The 15505-nt window shown below is 63.0% G+C and carries 14 protein-coding genes; 7 read left to right on the top strand and 7 right to left on the bottom strand.

Annotated elements, in window-relative coordinates:
- Positions 1-9 precede the first annotated feature (9 nt).
- A complete protein-coding gene (nrdI, locus tag U2H20_RS07930) occupies positions 10-408 on the bottom strand; it encodes a class Ib ribonucleoside-diphosphate reductase assembly flavoprotein NrdI (RefSeq protein WP_430591753.1) in 399 nt (132 codons plus the stop codon).
- Between the two features lie 21 nt (positions 409-429).
- Positions 430-657: a glutaredoxin-like protein NrdH gene (nrdH, locus tag U2H20_RS07925; protein ID WP_430591752.1), complete on the bottom strand. Its 228-nt coding sequence runs from the start codon at positions 655-657 to the stop codon at positions 430-432.
- Between the two features lie 1174 nt (positions 658-1831).
- Between nrdH and U2H20_RS07920 the strand changes: the two genes are divergently transcribed.
- From U2H20_RS07920 to U2H20_RS07910, 3 genes are read left to right on the top strand one after another with little or no spacing between them, the layout of a single operon-like run.
- The gene (locus U2H20_RS07920) at positions 1832-2080 is read left to right on the top strand and encodes a hypothetical protein (RefSeq protein WP_430591751.1); all 249 of its coding nucleotides are present in this window, start codon (positions 1832-1834) and stop codon (positions 2078-2080) included.
- The gene (locus tag U2H20_RS07915) at positions 2080-2502 is read left to right on the top strand and encodes a phage holin family protein (protein WP_430591750.1); all 423 of its coding nucleotides are present in this window, start codon (positions 2080-2082) and stop codon (positions 2500-2502) included. The genes U2H20_RS07920 and U2H20_RS07915 overlap by 1 nt, the downstream gene beginning before the upstream one ends.
- Positions 2502-2747 (top strand): DUF3618 domain-containing protein, encoded by a 246-nt coding sequence (locus U2H20_RS07910; protein ID WP_430591749.1) that lies wholly within the window; start codon positions 2502-2504, stop codon positions 2745-2747. The genes U2H20_RS07915 and U2H20_RS07910 overlap by 1 nt, the downstream gene beginning before the upstream one ends.
- A 104-nt stretch (positions 2748-2851) precedes the next feature.
- On the opposite strand, the gene U2H20_RS07905 is transcribed toward U2H20_RS07910, so the two are convergent.
- From U2H20_RS07905 to U2H20_RS07895, 3 genes are read right to left on the bottom strand one after another with little or no spacing between them, the layout of a single operon-like run.
- A complete protein-coding gene (locus tag U2H20_RS07905) occupies positions 2852-3844 on the bottom strand; it encodes an MDR family oxidoreductase (RefSeq protein ID WP_430591748.1) in 993 nt (330 codons plus the stop codon).
- A gap of 11 nt (positions 3845-3855) precedes the next feature.
- Positions 3856-4353: an N-acetyltransferase family protein gene (locus U2H20_RS07900; RefSeq protein WP_430591747.1), complete on the bottom strand. Its 498-nt coding sequence runs from the start codon at positions 4351-4353 to the stop codon at positions 3856-3858.
- A 37-nt stretch (positions 4354-4390) separates the two neighbouring features.
- Entirely contained in the window at positions 4391-5293 is a 903-nt protein-coding gene (locus U2H20_RS07895; RefSeq protein ID WP_430591746.1) for a rhodanese-related sulfurtransferase, read from the bottom strand.
- A gap of 91 nt (positions 5294-5384) precedes the next feature.
- Between U2H20_RS07895 and U2H20_RS07890 the strand changes: the two genes are divergently transcribed.
- The 3 genes from U2H20_RS07890 to fgd all read left to right on the top strand — a co-directional run bounded on the left by U2H20_RS07890 (position 5385) and on the right by fgd (position 11970).
- Complete coding sequence (locus U2H20_RS07890; protein WP_430593614.1) at positions 5385-6011, top strand: acyl-CoA thioesterase; 627 nt, start codon at positions 5385-5387, stop codon at positions 6009-6011.
- 153 nt (positions 6012-6164) lie between these two features.
- On the top strand, positions 6165-10928 hold the full coding sequence (locus U2H20_RS07885; RefSeq protein WP_430591745.1) for a proline dehydrogenase family protein: 4764 nt from the start codon (positions 6165-6167) through the stop codon (positions 10926-10928).
- A 37-nt stretch (positions 10929-10965) separates the two neighbouring features.
- The gene (gene fgd, locus U2H20_RS07880; protein WP_430591744.1) at positions 10966-11970 is read left to right on the top strand and encodes a glucose-6-phosphate dehydrogenase (coenzyme-F420); all 1005 of its coding nucleotides are present in this window, start codon (positions 10966-10968) and stop codon (positions 11968-11970) included.
- Between the two features lie 107 nt (positions 11971-12077).
- Here fgd and U2H20_RS07875 read toward each other — a convergent pair whose 3' ends face one another.
- Together U2H20_RS07875 and U2H20_RS07870 are read right to left on the bottom strand one after the other, a co-directional pair.
- On the bottom strand, positions 12078-13361 hold the full coding sequence (locus U2H20_RS07875) for an FtsX-like permease family protein (protein ID WP_430591743.1): 1284 nt from the start codon (positions 13359-13361) through the stop codon (positions 12078-12080).
- Positions 13358-14434, bottom strand: coding sequence for an ATP-binding cassette domain-containing protein (locus tag U2H20_RS07870; protein WP_430591742.1), 1077 nt, complete (start codon positions 14432-14434; stop codon positions 13358-13360). The genes U2H20_RS07875 and U2H20_RS07870 overlap by 4 nt, the downstream gene beginning before the upstream one ends.
- A 144-nt stretch (positions 14435-14578) precedes the next feature.
- On the opposite strand from U2H20_RS07870, the gene U2H20_RS07865 reads away from it, so the two are divergent.
- The gene (locus U2H20_RS07865; RefSeq protein ID WP_430591741.1) at positions 14579-15445 is read left to right on the top strand and encodes a CPBP family intramembrane glutamic endopeptidase; all 867 of its coding nucleotides are present in this window, start codon (positions 14579-14581) and stop codon (positions 15443-15445) included.
- Positions 15446-15505 lie beyond the last annotated feature (60 nt).

The following is a 15505-nucleotide window of genomic DNA, read 5'->3' as shown; positions in this document are numbered from 1 at the left end:
CCTGGGTTGTCACTGTTGCCACAGTTCGTCTAATCCTTCCGTGACGACTCTCACGTCGTCTGGTGTTCCGAAGAGTTCAAATCGGTACAGGTGGGGAACATCGCATTTCCGGGCGATGATGTCGCCGGCGAGCCCATAGGCAGACCCGAAGTTGGTGTTTCCTGCGCTGATGACTCCGCGCAGTTGACGCCGGTTTTGCTCGTCATTGAGGAACTTAATGACTTGCTTTGGAACCGCACCCTTGCCGTCGCCGCCCCCGTACGTCGGGACGATGAGGACATAGGGCTCGTTCTGCACGAGCGGTTCGTCTTTTGCGTGGAGCGGAATCCGATTGGCTGATCGGCCGAGCTTCTCAACGAATCGGGCAGTGTTGCCCGAGACGCTGGAGAAGTACACGATCGAAGTCATTCGGGTGCTCGTCACGAAAAATTACGCTGCGACGAGCGCTGAGATCTTGTCTGGGCGGAAGCCGGACCAGTGGTCGCCATCGGTGACAACGACGGGTGCCTGCATGTAGCCGAGGTCCTTGACCGTGTTGAGCGCCTTTTCGTCAGCGGTCACATCGAAGATTTGGTATTCGATGCCCTGAGCATCGAGCGCGCGGTACGTTGCGGTGCACTGCACGCATGCTGGCTTTGAGTAAACCGTGATCGCCATGAGATGCCTCTTTTCTGCGGAGTTCGTGTCTTGGTGAAGCGTTGTTCGTAAGTAGATCTCCACTATATGTGGTGCCACTGACACGAACCCGGCACTACATGCTGTGTCTTTCCACAAATTTGTCCACAATCCCTCCACATGTTTCCACCGACCACCGACACAACCGCGAGTTCGCGCCGAAGGTGCTTGTGGAGAGCGCTCGGAGGGCGCCGGAAAAGACGTGCAAACTGATTCTTCCGACACGCCGAAGTCGAAAATCCGCGGGCGTTTCGCGGTCGCACGACGGTTGTTGAACGGCCCCGGTGTCGAATTGCGCAGACCTGGTGAATGCAGGAGATGATCCCGCGTTCGCGTCGTTGAAACAGTTGGAACACTCATTCTTCGAGTGGTCCCTCCGCGTTCCTGTGCGTGCCTTCCCAGTCGCAATCAGTTCGCGGAGCATGAACCTCGACACACACGACGGAACACAGTGAATCGCAACCAGCAGCGCGCACAACCACCAGTGCTCGTGCTCAGTCGCTCTGCGTCCGGCCGTGCTGCGTCCGGCCGTGCTGCGCGCAGTTGCTCTGCGCCCGGCCGCCTCGCAGCCGAGCTCGGATTCCCGTCGCGTGATGAGCGCGTACTCAAGCAGGCGGCGATTCGTGCCTGCCCAGACTTTGCGGCTTCGTTTGCTACGTCGCCGCCCACAGACGGTGCCCTCGACTGGGGACTCGGGGGCACCTCGGCTTGCGTGGGCCGATCCTTCTCAGACACGGCAATGTTGCTGACGTCCGAGAAGACTCCGAACCCGGCTCGGCGAGGCGAATCCCTCGCGAAGTGCCGGGCGACTCCCGGGCGAGGCACCGGAGCGGATCACCCGCTCCAATGAGATTCAGTGCTCGGAAGACCGCGGCTCGACCTGCGACCCCAGAAAACGCGCGCGAACACGGGTCCATAACGCAGACGTGAGTGATCGAGATGGCGCCGAGACGGTCCTGTTCACCGCAGAGATTCGGGGTACGCGGCCAGGAAAAGCGCGGGACAAACGCGCTCGCGAGTCGAAATGCTCCAAACGAGGCGAACCAGAAGACGATTTGCGTATCGCTCACGGCAAAATTCTGTGGTTCCTCAGCCTTGCGGCAGTAGGGTGGTTGCTGGGCAACGCGCCCGCACGCATTAGAGAATGGAGACCAACATGAGGGGCAAACTTCTCTTCGTCGTCGGTGTGGGAATCGGCTACGTACTCGGAGCAAAGGCAGGCCGTCAGCGCTACGAGCAGATCGCGACCGCAGCAGACAAGCTTTGGAACGCTCCCGTCGTGCAAAAGCAGCGCGACCAGGTTGAGCAGTTCGTTGAAACGCAGGCACCGAAGGTTGCAGAAGCAGCAAGCGACGCAGCTGGCAAGGCGATCAACAAAATCACACGCCGCACGAAGAAGTCATAATGGCGGAGCGCAGGTCTCTTGGTGAACTGATCGCTGAAGTTCCCGGTCTCCTCATTGATCTCGTCAAAGCCGAGATTGCAGGCTTGAAGGCCGAGGTCACCGGCAAGGTTAAGAAGCTCGGAGTCGGTGGAGCGCTGCTCGCCGTCGCCGGAATTCTCGCGCTGTTCCTCCTCGGAGTGCTCCTCACCGCAGCGGTTCTCGGTCTCGCAACGGTCTTCGAACCGTGGCTGGCCGCGCTGATCGTCGCCGGTGGACTCCTCCTTCTCATCGCGATTCTCGCGCTCAGCGGCATTGGTCTGATCAAGCGCGGGGTACCGATGACCCCGACCGATTCACTCGAGAGCATCCGCCGCGACGTCAACGTCGTCCGCGGTATCGGCAATGACGCAGCTCGCACTGCGAAAGAAGAAGGTGAATTCTGATGGCAGACGAAAACCTCTCCGCAGGAAAGCGCCAGGCGCACATCGACCAGACTCGCGCCGAGTTGAGCGCAGCGCTCAACGAGATCGAGGATCGAGTCAACCCGGCGAAGGTCGCTCAGCGAACCGCAGATCGAGCAAAGGCATCGTTCGAGAGCAACCCGACCCCATGGTTTGCCGCTGCAGCCGGTGCGACCGTGGTCGTGGTCGGTGGAGTGCTCCTCGCAATCTTCGGCGGTCGCCGCTAAGGCATCACCGAGCACGAGCGTGGGCCGCGGCAACGCGAATCCACATGCAGGCTCACAAAAAACTCGCCAGCCCGCACTGCGGAGCTGGCGAGTTTTTTGTCGTCTCAGGCTCGGACGTCAACGACTGTTCGGCCGCGGACTCTGCCGGCAATGATCTCGTTCGCGACCTCGATTGCATCGCTGAGTCCGACGACGCGAATCGTGCTCGCGAGCAGTTTCGGATCCAGGTCGGTCGCGAGCCGGCTCCATGCCTCATCGCGGATCTCCGGGGTCTCGAAGACGGAGTTCACGCCGTGCAGTGTCACCGCGCGAAGAATGAACGGGCCGACATTCGCAGGAATGCTCATCCCGCCCACGAGCCCGCATGCCGTGACGTGACCGTGCCGCTTGGTCTGAGCGAGCACGTTCGCGAGCGTCGTCCCGCCGACGGAATCGACCGCGGCGTCCCAGCGCGCAGATTGCAGGGGAGCGTCGTTCTCTTCACTGAGCTCGTTGCGGTCGAGCAGCTCTGCGGCGCCGAGCGCTCGAAGCCAGTCGCCTTCCTCGTCGATTCGTCCGGTCGAGGCGGTGACGCGGTGGCCGAGCTTCGACAGCAACGCGATCGCAACCGATCCGACACCACCGGCGGCGCCCGTCACGAGGGTTTCGCTCCCCGCGGTCACGCCCGCGCGTTCGAGTGCGAGGACACTGAGCATTGCGGTGAACCCGGCCGTGCCGATCGCAGCGGCTTCAATGTCCGAGAAGTTCTCAGGAACTCGGGTGAGCCAGTCCGCAGGAAACCGCCCGATCTCGGCGAAGCCACCGTGGTGGGTTTCGCCGAGGCCGTTGCCGTTGATCAGCACACGGTCACCCGCCGAGAACGATGCGGAATCCTCTGCGACCGTGCCGACCAGATCGATGCCGGGCACGAGCGGAAACTCCTTGACGATCCCGGGGCGGCCCGTGAGCGCCATCCCGTCTTTGAAGTTGATGCTCGAGTGCGAGATGTTGACCGTGACATCGCCCTCTGAGCGACCGGTTCCTTCAAGCAACTCTGCTTCGTCGATCGTGGTGAGTTTCGTCGATTCTTTCGTCGCGAGTAGCGCGCGAACAGCCATGGAGTCCTCCTTCAGGATCGACGTCCAGGAAGATGAACGTCGATTTCGAATTTCGGTTGATCATTCGGTCCACTGTGGCTTTGCAGACCGAGGTGGGCATAGAACTGCGCTGCGGTCGCGCTCGACTGCCACTGCAGGAACTCGATGCGGGTCTCGCTTTCGGCCCATGCACGCACCGCGGCGAACAAGGCGGCGCCGATTCCTTGATTTCTTGCGGAAGGGTCGACCCAGAGGTCGTGGATTCGAGCGACAGAGCCGCGCTGCGCTGCGGCCGGGCCGTAGTCTTGCGCCGCTGCGTAGCCGACGACGGCTTTTCCGGATCGAGCGACGACCACCATGTGCCCGCCGTTTTCGAGCGTCGTTGCAATGCGATCGCGATACCGCTGCACTTTCTCGTCGATCGCGTTCGCGCCGTCGAGCAGTTCGAGGAGCGAATCAGTGTCGAGGGCATTCGCACGCTCGACCGTGTAGGACATCGCGTGTGTATTCCCGGGTGCGCCTTCGCTCATGGGTATAAGACTACCCAGCGCGGCGCTTCGCGGAGGTTCAACTTGTCGCTGGATCCGCCGCAGGTTCGAGTGCCGACTGGGCGTGTGACTCGCACAGTGGTGACTTCCTTGCGCAGTCCTCGCACGTCGTCATTTTGCGTTTGCAGGTCTGTTCGCTGCAGTTCTCGATGTTGTTCGTTGCCGTTCCGCAGGCATGACAGGTTCCAACGAGTGCGGCCTGGCCGCCGAAGTCGATCGACTGCCGGTTGTCGAAGACGTACAGCGAGCCCTCCCACAGTCCACTGTTCCCGAAGGATTCGCCGTACTTCACGATCCCGCCGTCGAGTTGATACACCTCGTTGAAGCCTCGCTGCTTCATGAGACTCGACAGCACCTCGCAGCGGATTCCGCCCGTGCAATAGGTGACGATGGGGGAGTCCTTGAGGTGGTCGTACTCGCCGGAGTCGATGACTTCGAGGAAGTCTTTCGTGGTCTCCACGTTCGGAACGATCGCGTCTTTGAAGCGGCCGATGTCGGCCTCCCAGCTGTTCCGCCCGTCGAAGAAGACGACGTCGTCTCGCGCTTCAACCAGTTTGTGGAGTTCGCCGGGCTTGAGGTGGACGCCGCCGCCGACGACGCCGTTCTCGTCGACGGTGAGCTCGTCAGGGGCTCCAAACGTAACGACCTCATCGCGCGCCTTGACGCTCAGCTTGGGGAATTCGTCACCGGTCCCGTTCGACCACTTGAACTCCATGTCTTTGAAGCCCGCGAACTCCTTTGTGACGCGCACATACTTCTTGCACGCGGCCATGTCGCCACCAACGGTGCCGTTGATCCCGTGCTTCGAGATGATGATGCGACCGGTGAGACCGAGCGAGGTGCAGAGCGCATGCTGCCAGAGCCGCACCGCCTCTGGGTCGGCGATCGGCGTGAATTTGTAGTAGAGCAGCACCTTCTGCATGCCTCTATTCTCTCCCCTCGGTGCAAATCGAACGCACGCAAAGCGACTGCGCGCAGACCCCTGCACGATCAGCCACACTAGAGACGTGAATATGATCTGGAGATTCCTGGCCGCCTTCGGGTTCCGCGGAAAGCAGGGCCCCGAGCTCGGAATCACCGACGTGAGCCGAATCTCGTATCGGGTGCTGCCAACGGACATCGACATCCTCGGTCACATGAACAACGGACGGTATCTGAGTTTCCTCGATATGGGTCGCGTGCATTTGACCAATCGCACGGGGCTTGCGAAGCAACTCACGGACGCCGGGATCTACGCCGTGGTCGGTGCTTCGCGGATTACCTACCGGAAGTCACTGAATCTCTTTGTGAAGTTCGACATCGAGAGCCGCTTCGTGGGCGCGGACGATCGCAGCCTCTATATCGAGCAGCGATTCGTCGTGGATGGCGAGATCTTTGCGAAGGCACTGGTTCGTGGTCGGTTCCTGCGCAAGGGTGCGGGCGCGGTCAAGACCGTCGATGTCTCACAGGCGACCGGGATCGATTTCGCCGCGTACCCGGCGGATCCCGCGATCATCGCCTGGGCGAACGAGACGGCGCTTCCGCCGACGCGCGCTGAGGCCCCTTCCGTGTGGGGAGAACCCGTTTCGCAGCGGAAGTCGCCAGATGCATCGAAAAACGAAGAGCACGCGACTGCGCCTGATCCGACCAACGGCATCTGAATCGCTGAACCGGCGCTGCACCTGTGGTCCGGCGCTGACGAGCGGCACCGCTGGGCGACTTGTCCTGCTGTGCGAGCCCTCCACAGCGTGAACTCATGGGGAACTGCGGCGCGTGCCTCCCACTCTCCCTGACCACAGACGTAGGCTTGGAAGATGACAAGTGCCGATGGTCTGGGGCCCACCGGGCGAGAGCCACAAAACGATGACGACGAGCGCGAATCGCAAGGCTCTTCGCCAGCACTTTCGGAGAGCGCGCAGAGCGATCTCGGTGAGGTTCCCCCTGTTTCCGGATGGTCATTGTCGGCCGATCTCGAGGCCGCTGGCGAAGCACCGATCGACCTTCCCGATGAGCCTGACGATGCCGCAGTCGATGAGACCACCGAGTCTGAATTCGACAACGAGGGGCCCGCGTTCGATCACTCCACCGACGTAGCAGCCGACACCGGCGCAGCAGTGGACCCAGGCGCAGCAGCCGGCACCGAAGTAGCAGCCGGCCACGATGTAGCAGCCGGTCACGACGCAGCACAGGCATCGAGCGCCGACGCCGACGCCGACACTGATGCTGATGATGCTGATGAGGAGCCGTCTGCGCTGACACAACTGCTCGAAGCGCTTGACGCAGCGGAACAAGCAGACGAGCCCTCGGGGTTCGAGCAACTCGCACCGGATTGGTCGCAGATCGCGAAAACGGAGGTTGTTGAGCCCCTCTCCGCCGAGGACGTCGATTCCTTCGCAGCGCTCGGGCTGACGCCGATCGACGACTCCGACGATGGAGAATCCTCGGCATCTGACGAAGCTCCCGAGCAACCCGCTGATTTCCGCGAGGGGGCCGAACGAGCGGGAACAACCGCAACTGAGCCCTCATTCGACGACATCATCGCGAATCGTCACGACACTGCAGCGGACGCAGAGGATGCGCCGAGTGCCCCGGATTCGCCGAGTGCCCCGGATCTGCCAGGTATCCCGGATGCGTCGGAAGCCCCGCATGGCTCGGACGAGGGCGATGAGGCACCCGATTTCGTTGTCGGTGATCCAGCGACGAACCCGGACGCTCCGAATGTAAACGGCGCAAACCCGGCCCCTATTGGTCTTGCGGGAGCAGGGCTCGCCGGGCCTGGCATCGGAAGCGCCGACCTGAGCGACTCCGGCGTTCCAGCCGGTGGGCTCCCAGGAGCCGGGCTCGTTGGCGAAGACGTTCCCGCGAGCGATGCTCCGCTCGACGATCTGCTTGTCGGAGCCACTCCCGCGCAGGACACTCCAGCTCCTCGCGCGCCGAAGCCCCCGAAGCGCGCTCCGAAACCGCAGCCGGACCGCATCGAGAACCCCGTGGAACGTGCTCGGCAACTCGAACGGCAGCAGGTCCTCACGAGTCGTCACGACACGGACGATGCGTTCGCGCAGTCAACCATCGACACCGTGCGAGGGTGGCTGAGTACGCTCGCGAGCGACCCCGCGAAGAAGACGGCGCACGGCTTGGAAGGCCTGCTGCAAGATCCGAAGGGATTGCAGTTCGCACGCGACTTCATCGACCGAGTCGTTCGTCCCGACGATGCGATCGTCAGCGCGCGAAACCTGGAGCGACTGAGCCGGAGCACGCCCGAATACCTCTCCTGGCAGTTGAAAGCAGCGATCGCGGCCGGTGGCGGCTTCGGGATCCTCGCACCAAAGGCAGTGATCCCGAGCGTCCGACGCTCACTGCGACGTGTGGTCAGCCACTTCGTCCTCGACGCACGTCCTCAGAAACTCGCGAAGCAGCTCGCTGCACTGCACGCGAAGGGTGCCTCCGCAAACCTTGCTCCGGTGACCGATCTCGGCCCGGTCGCAACACTCTCGATGGCGGCAGAACTCCTGCAACGCGACGACGTTCCCTCGGTGTCGGTCCGGATCGACGACATCATCGTGAATCCCGCACCCTGGGATTTCGACGGCACCGTCACCGCAGCAGTCGAATTGCTGCTGCCGCTGTATCGAGTGGCAGCGAGTGCCTCGACTCCGAAGCGGGTGCACCTCGACCTCGGGGAGTACGCACACCACGACCTCACCTTCGCAGTCTTCGAACGATTGCTGGAGATGCAGGAGTTCGGTGGCCTCGAACTCGGCATCACCGTCCAGGCCTACCTGCCAGAAGCGAAGTCCGACATCGACAAACTCGTCGTTCAGGCTCGTGCACGTCGAGACCGTGGCGGTGCGCCGATCCGCATTCACCTCGTCAAGGGCGCCAACCTTGCAATGGAACGAGCGCACGCGGTGCTGCAAGGCTGGCCGCAGGCCGTCCTCGACGACAAAGACGCGATCGACGCGAACTTCCGTCGGCTCCTCGAACACACCCTCATCCCGGAACACGCTGCAGTCGCGCGAGTCGGAGTCGGCTCACACAACCTCTTCGACTTGGCCTATGCGGTGCGAGTTGCCGACTCGCATGGCACGCGAGAGGTACTCGAAGCGGAGATCCTGCTCGGGATGGCCGATGATCACATCGAAGTCATCAAGAACGATTTCCCGCGGATCACGGTTTCTGCTCCCGCGGTTCTGCCAGAGGCCTTTTCGGCTGCAAGCGACTACCTCGTCCGCCGCTTCGACGAGAGTTCGAGCGGAGACCACATCATCTCGACGGCCACGGAACTCGCCGATTCGACGACCCTCTGGGGGCGTGAACTGCAGCGATTCCTGGCTTCGACGCAGTTGCTGAAGGAGCAAGACTCCGAAGGAACCGCACCGAGCGCACCATTCCGCACGCAGAATCGCGCTGGCTCGCTCGACGTTTCGATCGCGAACGCCGATGCCGACTCGGGCGTCGTCGCGGAACCGCTGACCGATCCGGCGCTCGCAGCAAACCGTGCGTGGGCTACCCAACTGTTCCAGAGAGCAGCGAAGTCGACGCAGGGCGAGAAGACCGTCGAACTGAACCTTATCGAGGACGTCGAAACACTCAGCCGCCGCATCCAGCGCACTCGCGAGGCGCAACCGGCCTGGGTTGCCAAGTCTGCGACCGAGCGAGCGCGCTCGCTTCGCGACGCCGCCGTGACGGTCGGCGCCTACAGAGGCCGGCTCATTGAAACCATGATGAGCGAGATCGGCATGACGCTCGCTGATGCAGATGGTGAGGTGAGCGCAGCGGTCGATGCGCTCCGTGCCGCTGCGGAACAGTCCTCCGTCCTGACCGCGAACCCGGGGGCGATCTTTGTCCCAGCGACGTTGAGCGTCGTGGCTTCGGCGTGGAGTGCGCCGATCACGAGTCCCGCGCAGAGCATCGGCGTCGCGCTCGCAGCAGGCTCTGCGGTGATCGTTTCACCGGCTCCTGAAGCGCGTCGAGCAGCCGCGGTGCTGCTCGAAGCCCTCTGGGAGGCTGGTGTGCCGCGCGATGTGCTCGTGCTGTGCGCGATCGACGACGGTCCGGTCTCCGAATATTTGATCACGGCTCCCGAGGTGGATCGCGTGCTCCTGACAGGCTCGAGCGCGACCGCCGGGTTGTTCTTGTCATGGAAGCCCGATCTCCGTCTCCTCGCCGATGCGAGTGGCAGCAACTCGGTGATCGTCACTTCGAGCGCAGACATCGACGCCGCAGTGCATTCGATCGTCGCGGGTGCCTTCCGAAACGCGGGCCAGTCGTGCACGGCGATCAGTTCGGTGATTCTCGTGGGTCCTCCGGCGCATCACGAACGATTCCTCAAGAGACTCGCGACCGCGGTCTCGGCGCTCGTCGTTGGCGATGCGCTCGATCCGAAGACGCAGATCGGTCCGTTGATCGCGCCACCCCGCGGTGCGCTGTTGGCCGCACTGACGAGCCTTTCCGAAGGCGAGTCCTGGCTGGTCACGCCGAACCAGCGCAACGCTGAGGGAACACTGTGGAGCCCGGGCGTTCGTCGAGCAGTCACCGGCGGAACCTTCACGCACGTCACCGAACTCTTCGGTCCACACCTCGCTATCCTCGAGGCCAAGACGCTCGACGAGGCGATCACGCTGCAGAACGCAACGAGCTTCGGTTTGCTCGCAGGCCTCTACTCGCTCGACCAGGGCGAAGTCGAACAGTGGTTGCAGAACGCGAATGCCGGCAGTCTCCTCGTGAACGGCGAAGCCGGGCAGCAGCGTCCTTGGAAGCATCCGCTCGGCGGCTGGAAAGGCTCGCATGTCGGCCCCGGCGCCAAGCTCGGCGGCCCCAACGGGATCGTGGCGCTCGGCAGCTGGAGCCCGCAGTTCACTCCGCCGCGCAAATCCATCGTGCTCTCGGGTCTCGATCAGGCGGTTGCAGCGGTCGTCGAGGCGGCGACGCCGAAGCTCGACTTCCTCGAATTCGACCGCGTCCGCACCGCTGCGGAGAACGATGAGAGTGTGTGGCGGAGCGAATTCGGTATCGCCCGAGACCTCAGCGCGCTCGGTGTTGAACGCAACGTCATCCGGTATGTTCCCGCGAACGTGCTGATCAGGCTCACCGAGCACGGAACCATGGGGCAGCTCGTTCGCCTCCTGGCTGCCGCGGCACGAGCTCGCGCAACGATTCGAATTTCGAGTGCGGTGGCACTGCCGAGCAACCTCGTGCAGCTTGCCGAACTCGATGAGCCACTGCTCAACTGCGAGCAGATCGTCATCGAGAACGACGCGGAATTCCGTGGTCGCCTCCGCAATGGTTCTGCGCTCGCACGACTGCAGGAAGAGTCGAGTCCTGGCACCTGGCATGACGTGCCTGGTGCACATCGAGTGCACCGCGTCCGCATTGCCGGCGAAGATGCGCTGCTCCGCCGGAGTCTGCAGGGGAATCCTGCGATTACGCTCTGGGACGGCGAGATCACGACGAGCGGTCGAGTCGAGTTGCTGCCGTTCTTGCGGGAGCAGTCGGTATCGCTCGCGGCGCACCGCTACGGACATATCGATCCGCACTTCGCCGACATGTCGCTCCGGTTCACCACGAACCAGCGTTAACCCTGTGCGTCCATCATCGCGAATGCGATGATGGACTATGCGATATGGCTACAAAGCAAGTGCAGAGCAGTTTTCGCCGGCGGAGTTGCTGCAACTCGTTGCCCGAGCCGAGTCGGAAGGCTACTCGAGCGCGTTCTTGAGTGACCACTTTCAACCGTGGCGTCACACGGGAGGACACGCTCCGAATGCCTTGACGTGGCTGGGTATGGCGGCCGAACGCACCTCGACGATCACCCTCGGAACGAGCGTGCTCACGCCGACGCTCCGATATCACCCGGCCGTGATCGCACAGGCGTTCGCGACGCTCGCGAGCGTGCACCCGGATCGTTGGATTCTCGGAATCGGCACCGGAGAAGCGCTCAACGAGACGGCGATCGGCGTCGAGTTCCCGCCGATCAAGGAGCGGTTTGCCAGGCTTCGTGAATCGGTGCGCTTGATCCGAGCGCTCTGGGATGGCGAGCGCGTCGATTTCGATGGCGAGTTCTATTCGCTCGATGGTGCAACGGTCTATGACCGGCCGGCGAGCCGGATTCCGATTTACGTCGCCGGCGGTGGGCCGGGCACCACGAAGTATGCGGCGCGGGTTGCCGACGGTCACATCTGCACCTCTGGCAAGGGCGACGAGTACTACAACGACACGATCCTGGCTTCGCTCCATGAGGGCGCCGAACTCGGGAAGCGGTCGTTCGACGATGTCGACCGCATGATCGAAATCAAGGTCTCTTATGACCGCGACCTTCAGCAGGCGAAGGAGAACACTCGGTTCTGGGCGGCACTCTCGCTGACCCCGGAGCAGAAGACCAGTGTGCACAGCCCGCTCGAAATGGAGCGACTTGCTGATGAGCTGCCGCTCGAGCAGGTCACGAAGCGCTGGATCGTCTCCTCCGACCCTGAAGACGTGGCCGCGCAGATCAAGCACTACATCGACCTTGGTTTTTCTCATCTCGTGTTCCACGCTCCCGGCCACGATCAGGAGCGGTTCCTCGGCGATTTCACGAACGACGTGATGCCGCTCCTGCCTGAGGCCTCTGCGACGAAGTAGCGTTCGAGAACGAACGAACACCCCTGGTGCCACCGCGGATGCGGTGTCCACCAGGGGTGTTTGGATTCCCCCGAATCGTTGCCAAATACGTCGTGTGTGCCGATGCCCTAGGCGTCCTGCGTTGCGACGCGACGCATGAGACCGGAGCTGGCCAGTGTTGCGATGACCACGATTGCGCATGCCGCGAGCGTCATCCCGATGAAGGTCAGTACTGATTCTGGGTTGCCGATCCAGAGACCGATCATGGGTGTGAGCAGCACGATCGTGCCGACGAAGGTCGAGCCGACCATCACGATCAGCGGGATCGAGGTTTCTCGGATCCGGGCTGAGTGCAGCTGGCCGAGTTCCGCCCCAATGAGGTGCAGCGCACGGTACTCACCGCGCTGGTCGAGGATCTTCGCCGCCTGCGAGACGCCCGCGAGGACGGCGCCGAGCACACCGGAGATCGCGATGGTCAGCATCGCGCCGGTTGCGATATCGGCCATGCCGTCGTCGGGGAACGCGGAGACGAGGCTTGCAAGACCTCCGACCATGACGGCGATCGACATTGCTCCGACGACGTTGAATGCTCCGCGAGGGTCGTCCTGCAGTCGTCGAGCCGCGATGAGTGTGGCCGGAGACTTCGCGAACTTCGCCACGATGGTGGCCGCGAGCATCACGATCAACGGTCCCACGAAAATGACCGCGAGGACCGCGATCGCGAGCAGCGCGATCATGACTCCGACTCCGGCACCGCCAGCGTTCGTCACCACCCCGTATGCCACCAGCGCGACCACGACGACTGCTGCGCGGATCCAGCTGAGTCCCTTCGGTGTGACTCGTTCGGCAACGCCGAGCGGACTGATCGCGACTCGGATGAGCGAGAGCAGCGCCGACCCGAGGCCGATAAGGCAGACGGCGGCGACGCACAGCAGCGAGATCCACCAGGGAACGGTGAGCTCGCCCGGTGCGAATGGCCGGCCCTGGAAGTTGATCAGGGCGATCGCCGGAGTCAGTACATAGGAGAGCCCGACACCGATGAGCGCGCCGATGAGCGCTTGCAGCCCCGCGTCAGCGACCGCAATGGTAGTGACCTGCCCGCGAGTTGCGCCAGCAAGGCGGAGAGCGGAGAGGCGAGCGTCTCGGCGACTCACCGCCAGTCGGACCGCGGCTGTTGCCAGCACCGCGACCGCGGGAAGCAGAAGTGCTGCCGCAACGAGCGACAAGGAGAAGAGCAGGAGCGCTTCTGGGTCATTGCTGGACTGGCCTCGCGCATAAAAGGCGAGCACGCCGGAGACGACGATGAGCGAGACCGCCGTCGTCGCTGCAAACGCGATGATCGCGAGCACGTCGGTGACGCGAATTCCACCGGTGAAGGCGAAGCGCCGCCAGAGTCGAAATGCTGCCCTCATCGCTGCTGTCCGTTCCAGGTGCCGTGGTCGCGTGGCGCCATCGGGTTCGGAATCGTCCCCTGCTGCGGAGCTGGAGCACTGTATTGCTGGGGCTGTCCGTAGTGCTGAGGCCCACCGTGGTGAGGAGCGCTGTACTGGACTCGGTTGTTCTGGGCTAGGCCGTGTTGGGCCTGGCCATATTGGGCCTGGCCGTGCTGGGCCTGACCGTATTGGGTCTGGCCGTGCTGTCCATATTGCTGCGCGGCGCTGTACTGCGCGGCGGGCACTGGTGATCGGTGCTGCTCCTGCGTGACCCATGGTGCCTGGTTCGCGACCTGCACTCGGGCATCGCCGTAGCCTGCGGTCTCGACCTGCGGTTCTTCCTCTGGAACCTGTGGCGTGTTCTGATCGTCGGAGATGATCCGCCCGTCGCGCAGGCGAACGATCCGGGTGCACTGTGCCGCGACCTTCGGATCGTGGGTGACGAGCACGAGCGAGGCGCCCGAGTGGAGGGTCATCTGCGTCAGCATCTGCATGACCTGCGCACCCGTGTTCTGGTCGAGGGCTCCCGTTGGCTCATCGGCGAACACGATGCCCGGTTGGCCCACGAGTGCTCGCGCAATCGCGACGCGCTGCGCCTGGCCGCCGGAGAGCTCGCCGGGTCGACGCTTCGACATGAACCCGAGTCCGAGCTGCTGCAACAGTTGCTCGGCGCGACCCTCGGCGGTTGCGCGAGGCATTCCTCCGAGCATCATCGGCAGTGCAACGTTCTCGATAGCGGGGAGTTCGGGGAGCAGTTGCCCCTTTTGGAATACGAAACCGAAGGCGCTGCGCCGAAGCTTCGTGCGAGCCGCATCGCTCATGCTCGCGATGTCGACACCGCGCCACATGACGTTACCGCTGGTTGGGGTGGCGATCCCGGCGAGCGCGTGCAGCAGCGTCGACTTGCCAGACCCGCTCGGACCCATGATGGCGACGGCTTCTGGGCCGCTCGCTCCGATCTCGATCGAGACGTTGTCGAGCGCTGTCGTCGCGGCAGTGTTCGAACCGTAAATCTGACTGACGCCCTGGGCGCGCAATGTGGTGAATTCCATGAGTTGTGTTCCTCCTGGACACCATCAGAGCGGAGCGGTCGGGCGATTGCGAGCAAAATGGCGAGACCTCAACCACTCGGTTGAGCAGGATCATCCGCTCGATGTACAGCGCGCGTCGAGAGGTCACCTGTCATGCTGAGACCTATGGCCGACACAGCACGCCGGATCCGTATCGCCGCTCCGCAAGCGCACACTCACCCCATTGCCGTTGTTCCTGCTGCGCTCGTGTGCGGCGCGGCGATCTTCCTGTTCGCGCTCGAATTGCCGTTCTACGGCTACGCGATGGCCGTGTTCGGACTCATCGGGGCCGTGCTCACTGATCGCGCCGGGCATTCGCATCGCCTTGCGGCAGACCTCGCACTGATCGCCCTCGGGCAGGGCATCATCAGCCTCATCTCGCTGAAGGCCGACATCTCGTACCTCAACATGCTCGTTATGGGAACGGTGCTGACACTCTCGGTTGCAGTGCCCTACGTGATCTCTCGCTACGTCTACGGTGATCACGCGATTCGCTTCCCGTGGCGCGGGCCAAGGTGGGGACGAGCGCAATGGACGTACCTCATCGTGGTGGTCATCGCCGGGTACCTGATCCTGCCGTTCTACTTCTTGAACAGCGGGGTCTACAAGAACTGGCCGAGCGTGGTCGAGTTCGACGAGCTCGCGCGGCTCTTCGTTGGAGTGAACGCGGTCGGAATCTGGGACGAGCTGTTCTTCATCTGCACCGTCTTCACCTTGCTCCGACGTCATTTCTCACCGTGGCTGGCGAACATCCTGCAAGCGATCGTCTTCGTTTCGTTCCTCTGGGAACTCGGTTACCAGTCGTGGGGGCCGCTCTTGACGATCCCGTTCGCGCTCGTGCAGGGTGCGATCTTCCACCTCAGTAAGAACCTGTTCTACGTCGTCACCGTGCACCTGCTGTTCGACCTCGTCGTCTGGCTCGTCATCGTTCGAGCGCACAACGAGTCGTGGGCATGGATCTTCCCGCTCGTGCAGAATTTCACGCTCGGTTAGATCGCACCACGTACCCCGCGCGAGCCCGATCATGTGGGTCGAAATCAGGGTTCGGAGGGC

Source organism: Humidisolicoccus flavus, assembly GCF_045689595.1.
Classification (GTDB): domain Bacteria; phylum Actinomycetota; class Actinomycetes; order Actinomycetales; family Microbacteriaceae; genus Humidisolicoccus; species Humidisolicoccus flavus.
The sequence above is the reverse complement of the archived record's forward strand: the minus strand, read 5'-3'. Positions and strand labels throughout refer to the sequence as shown.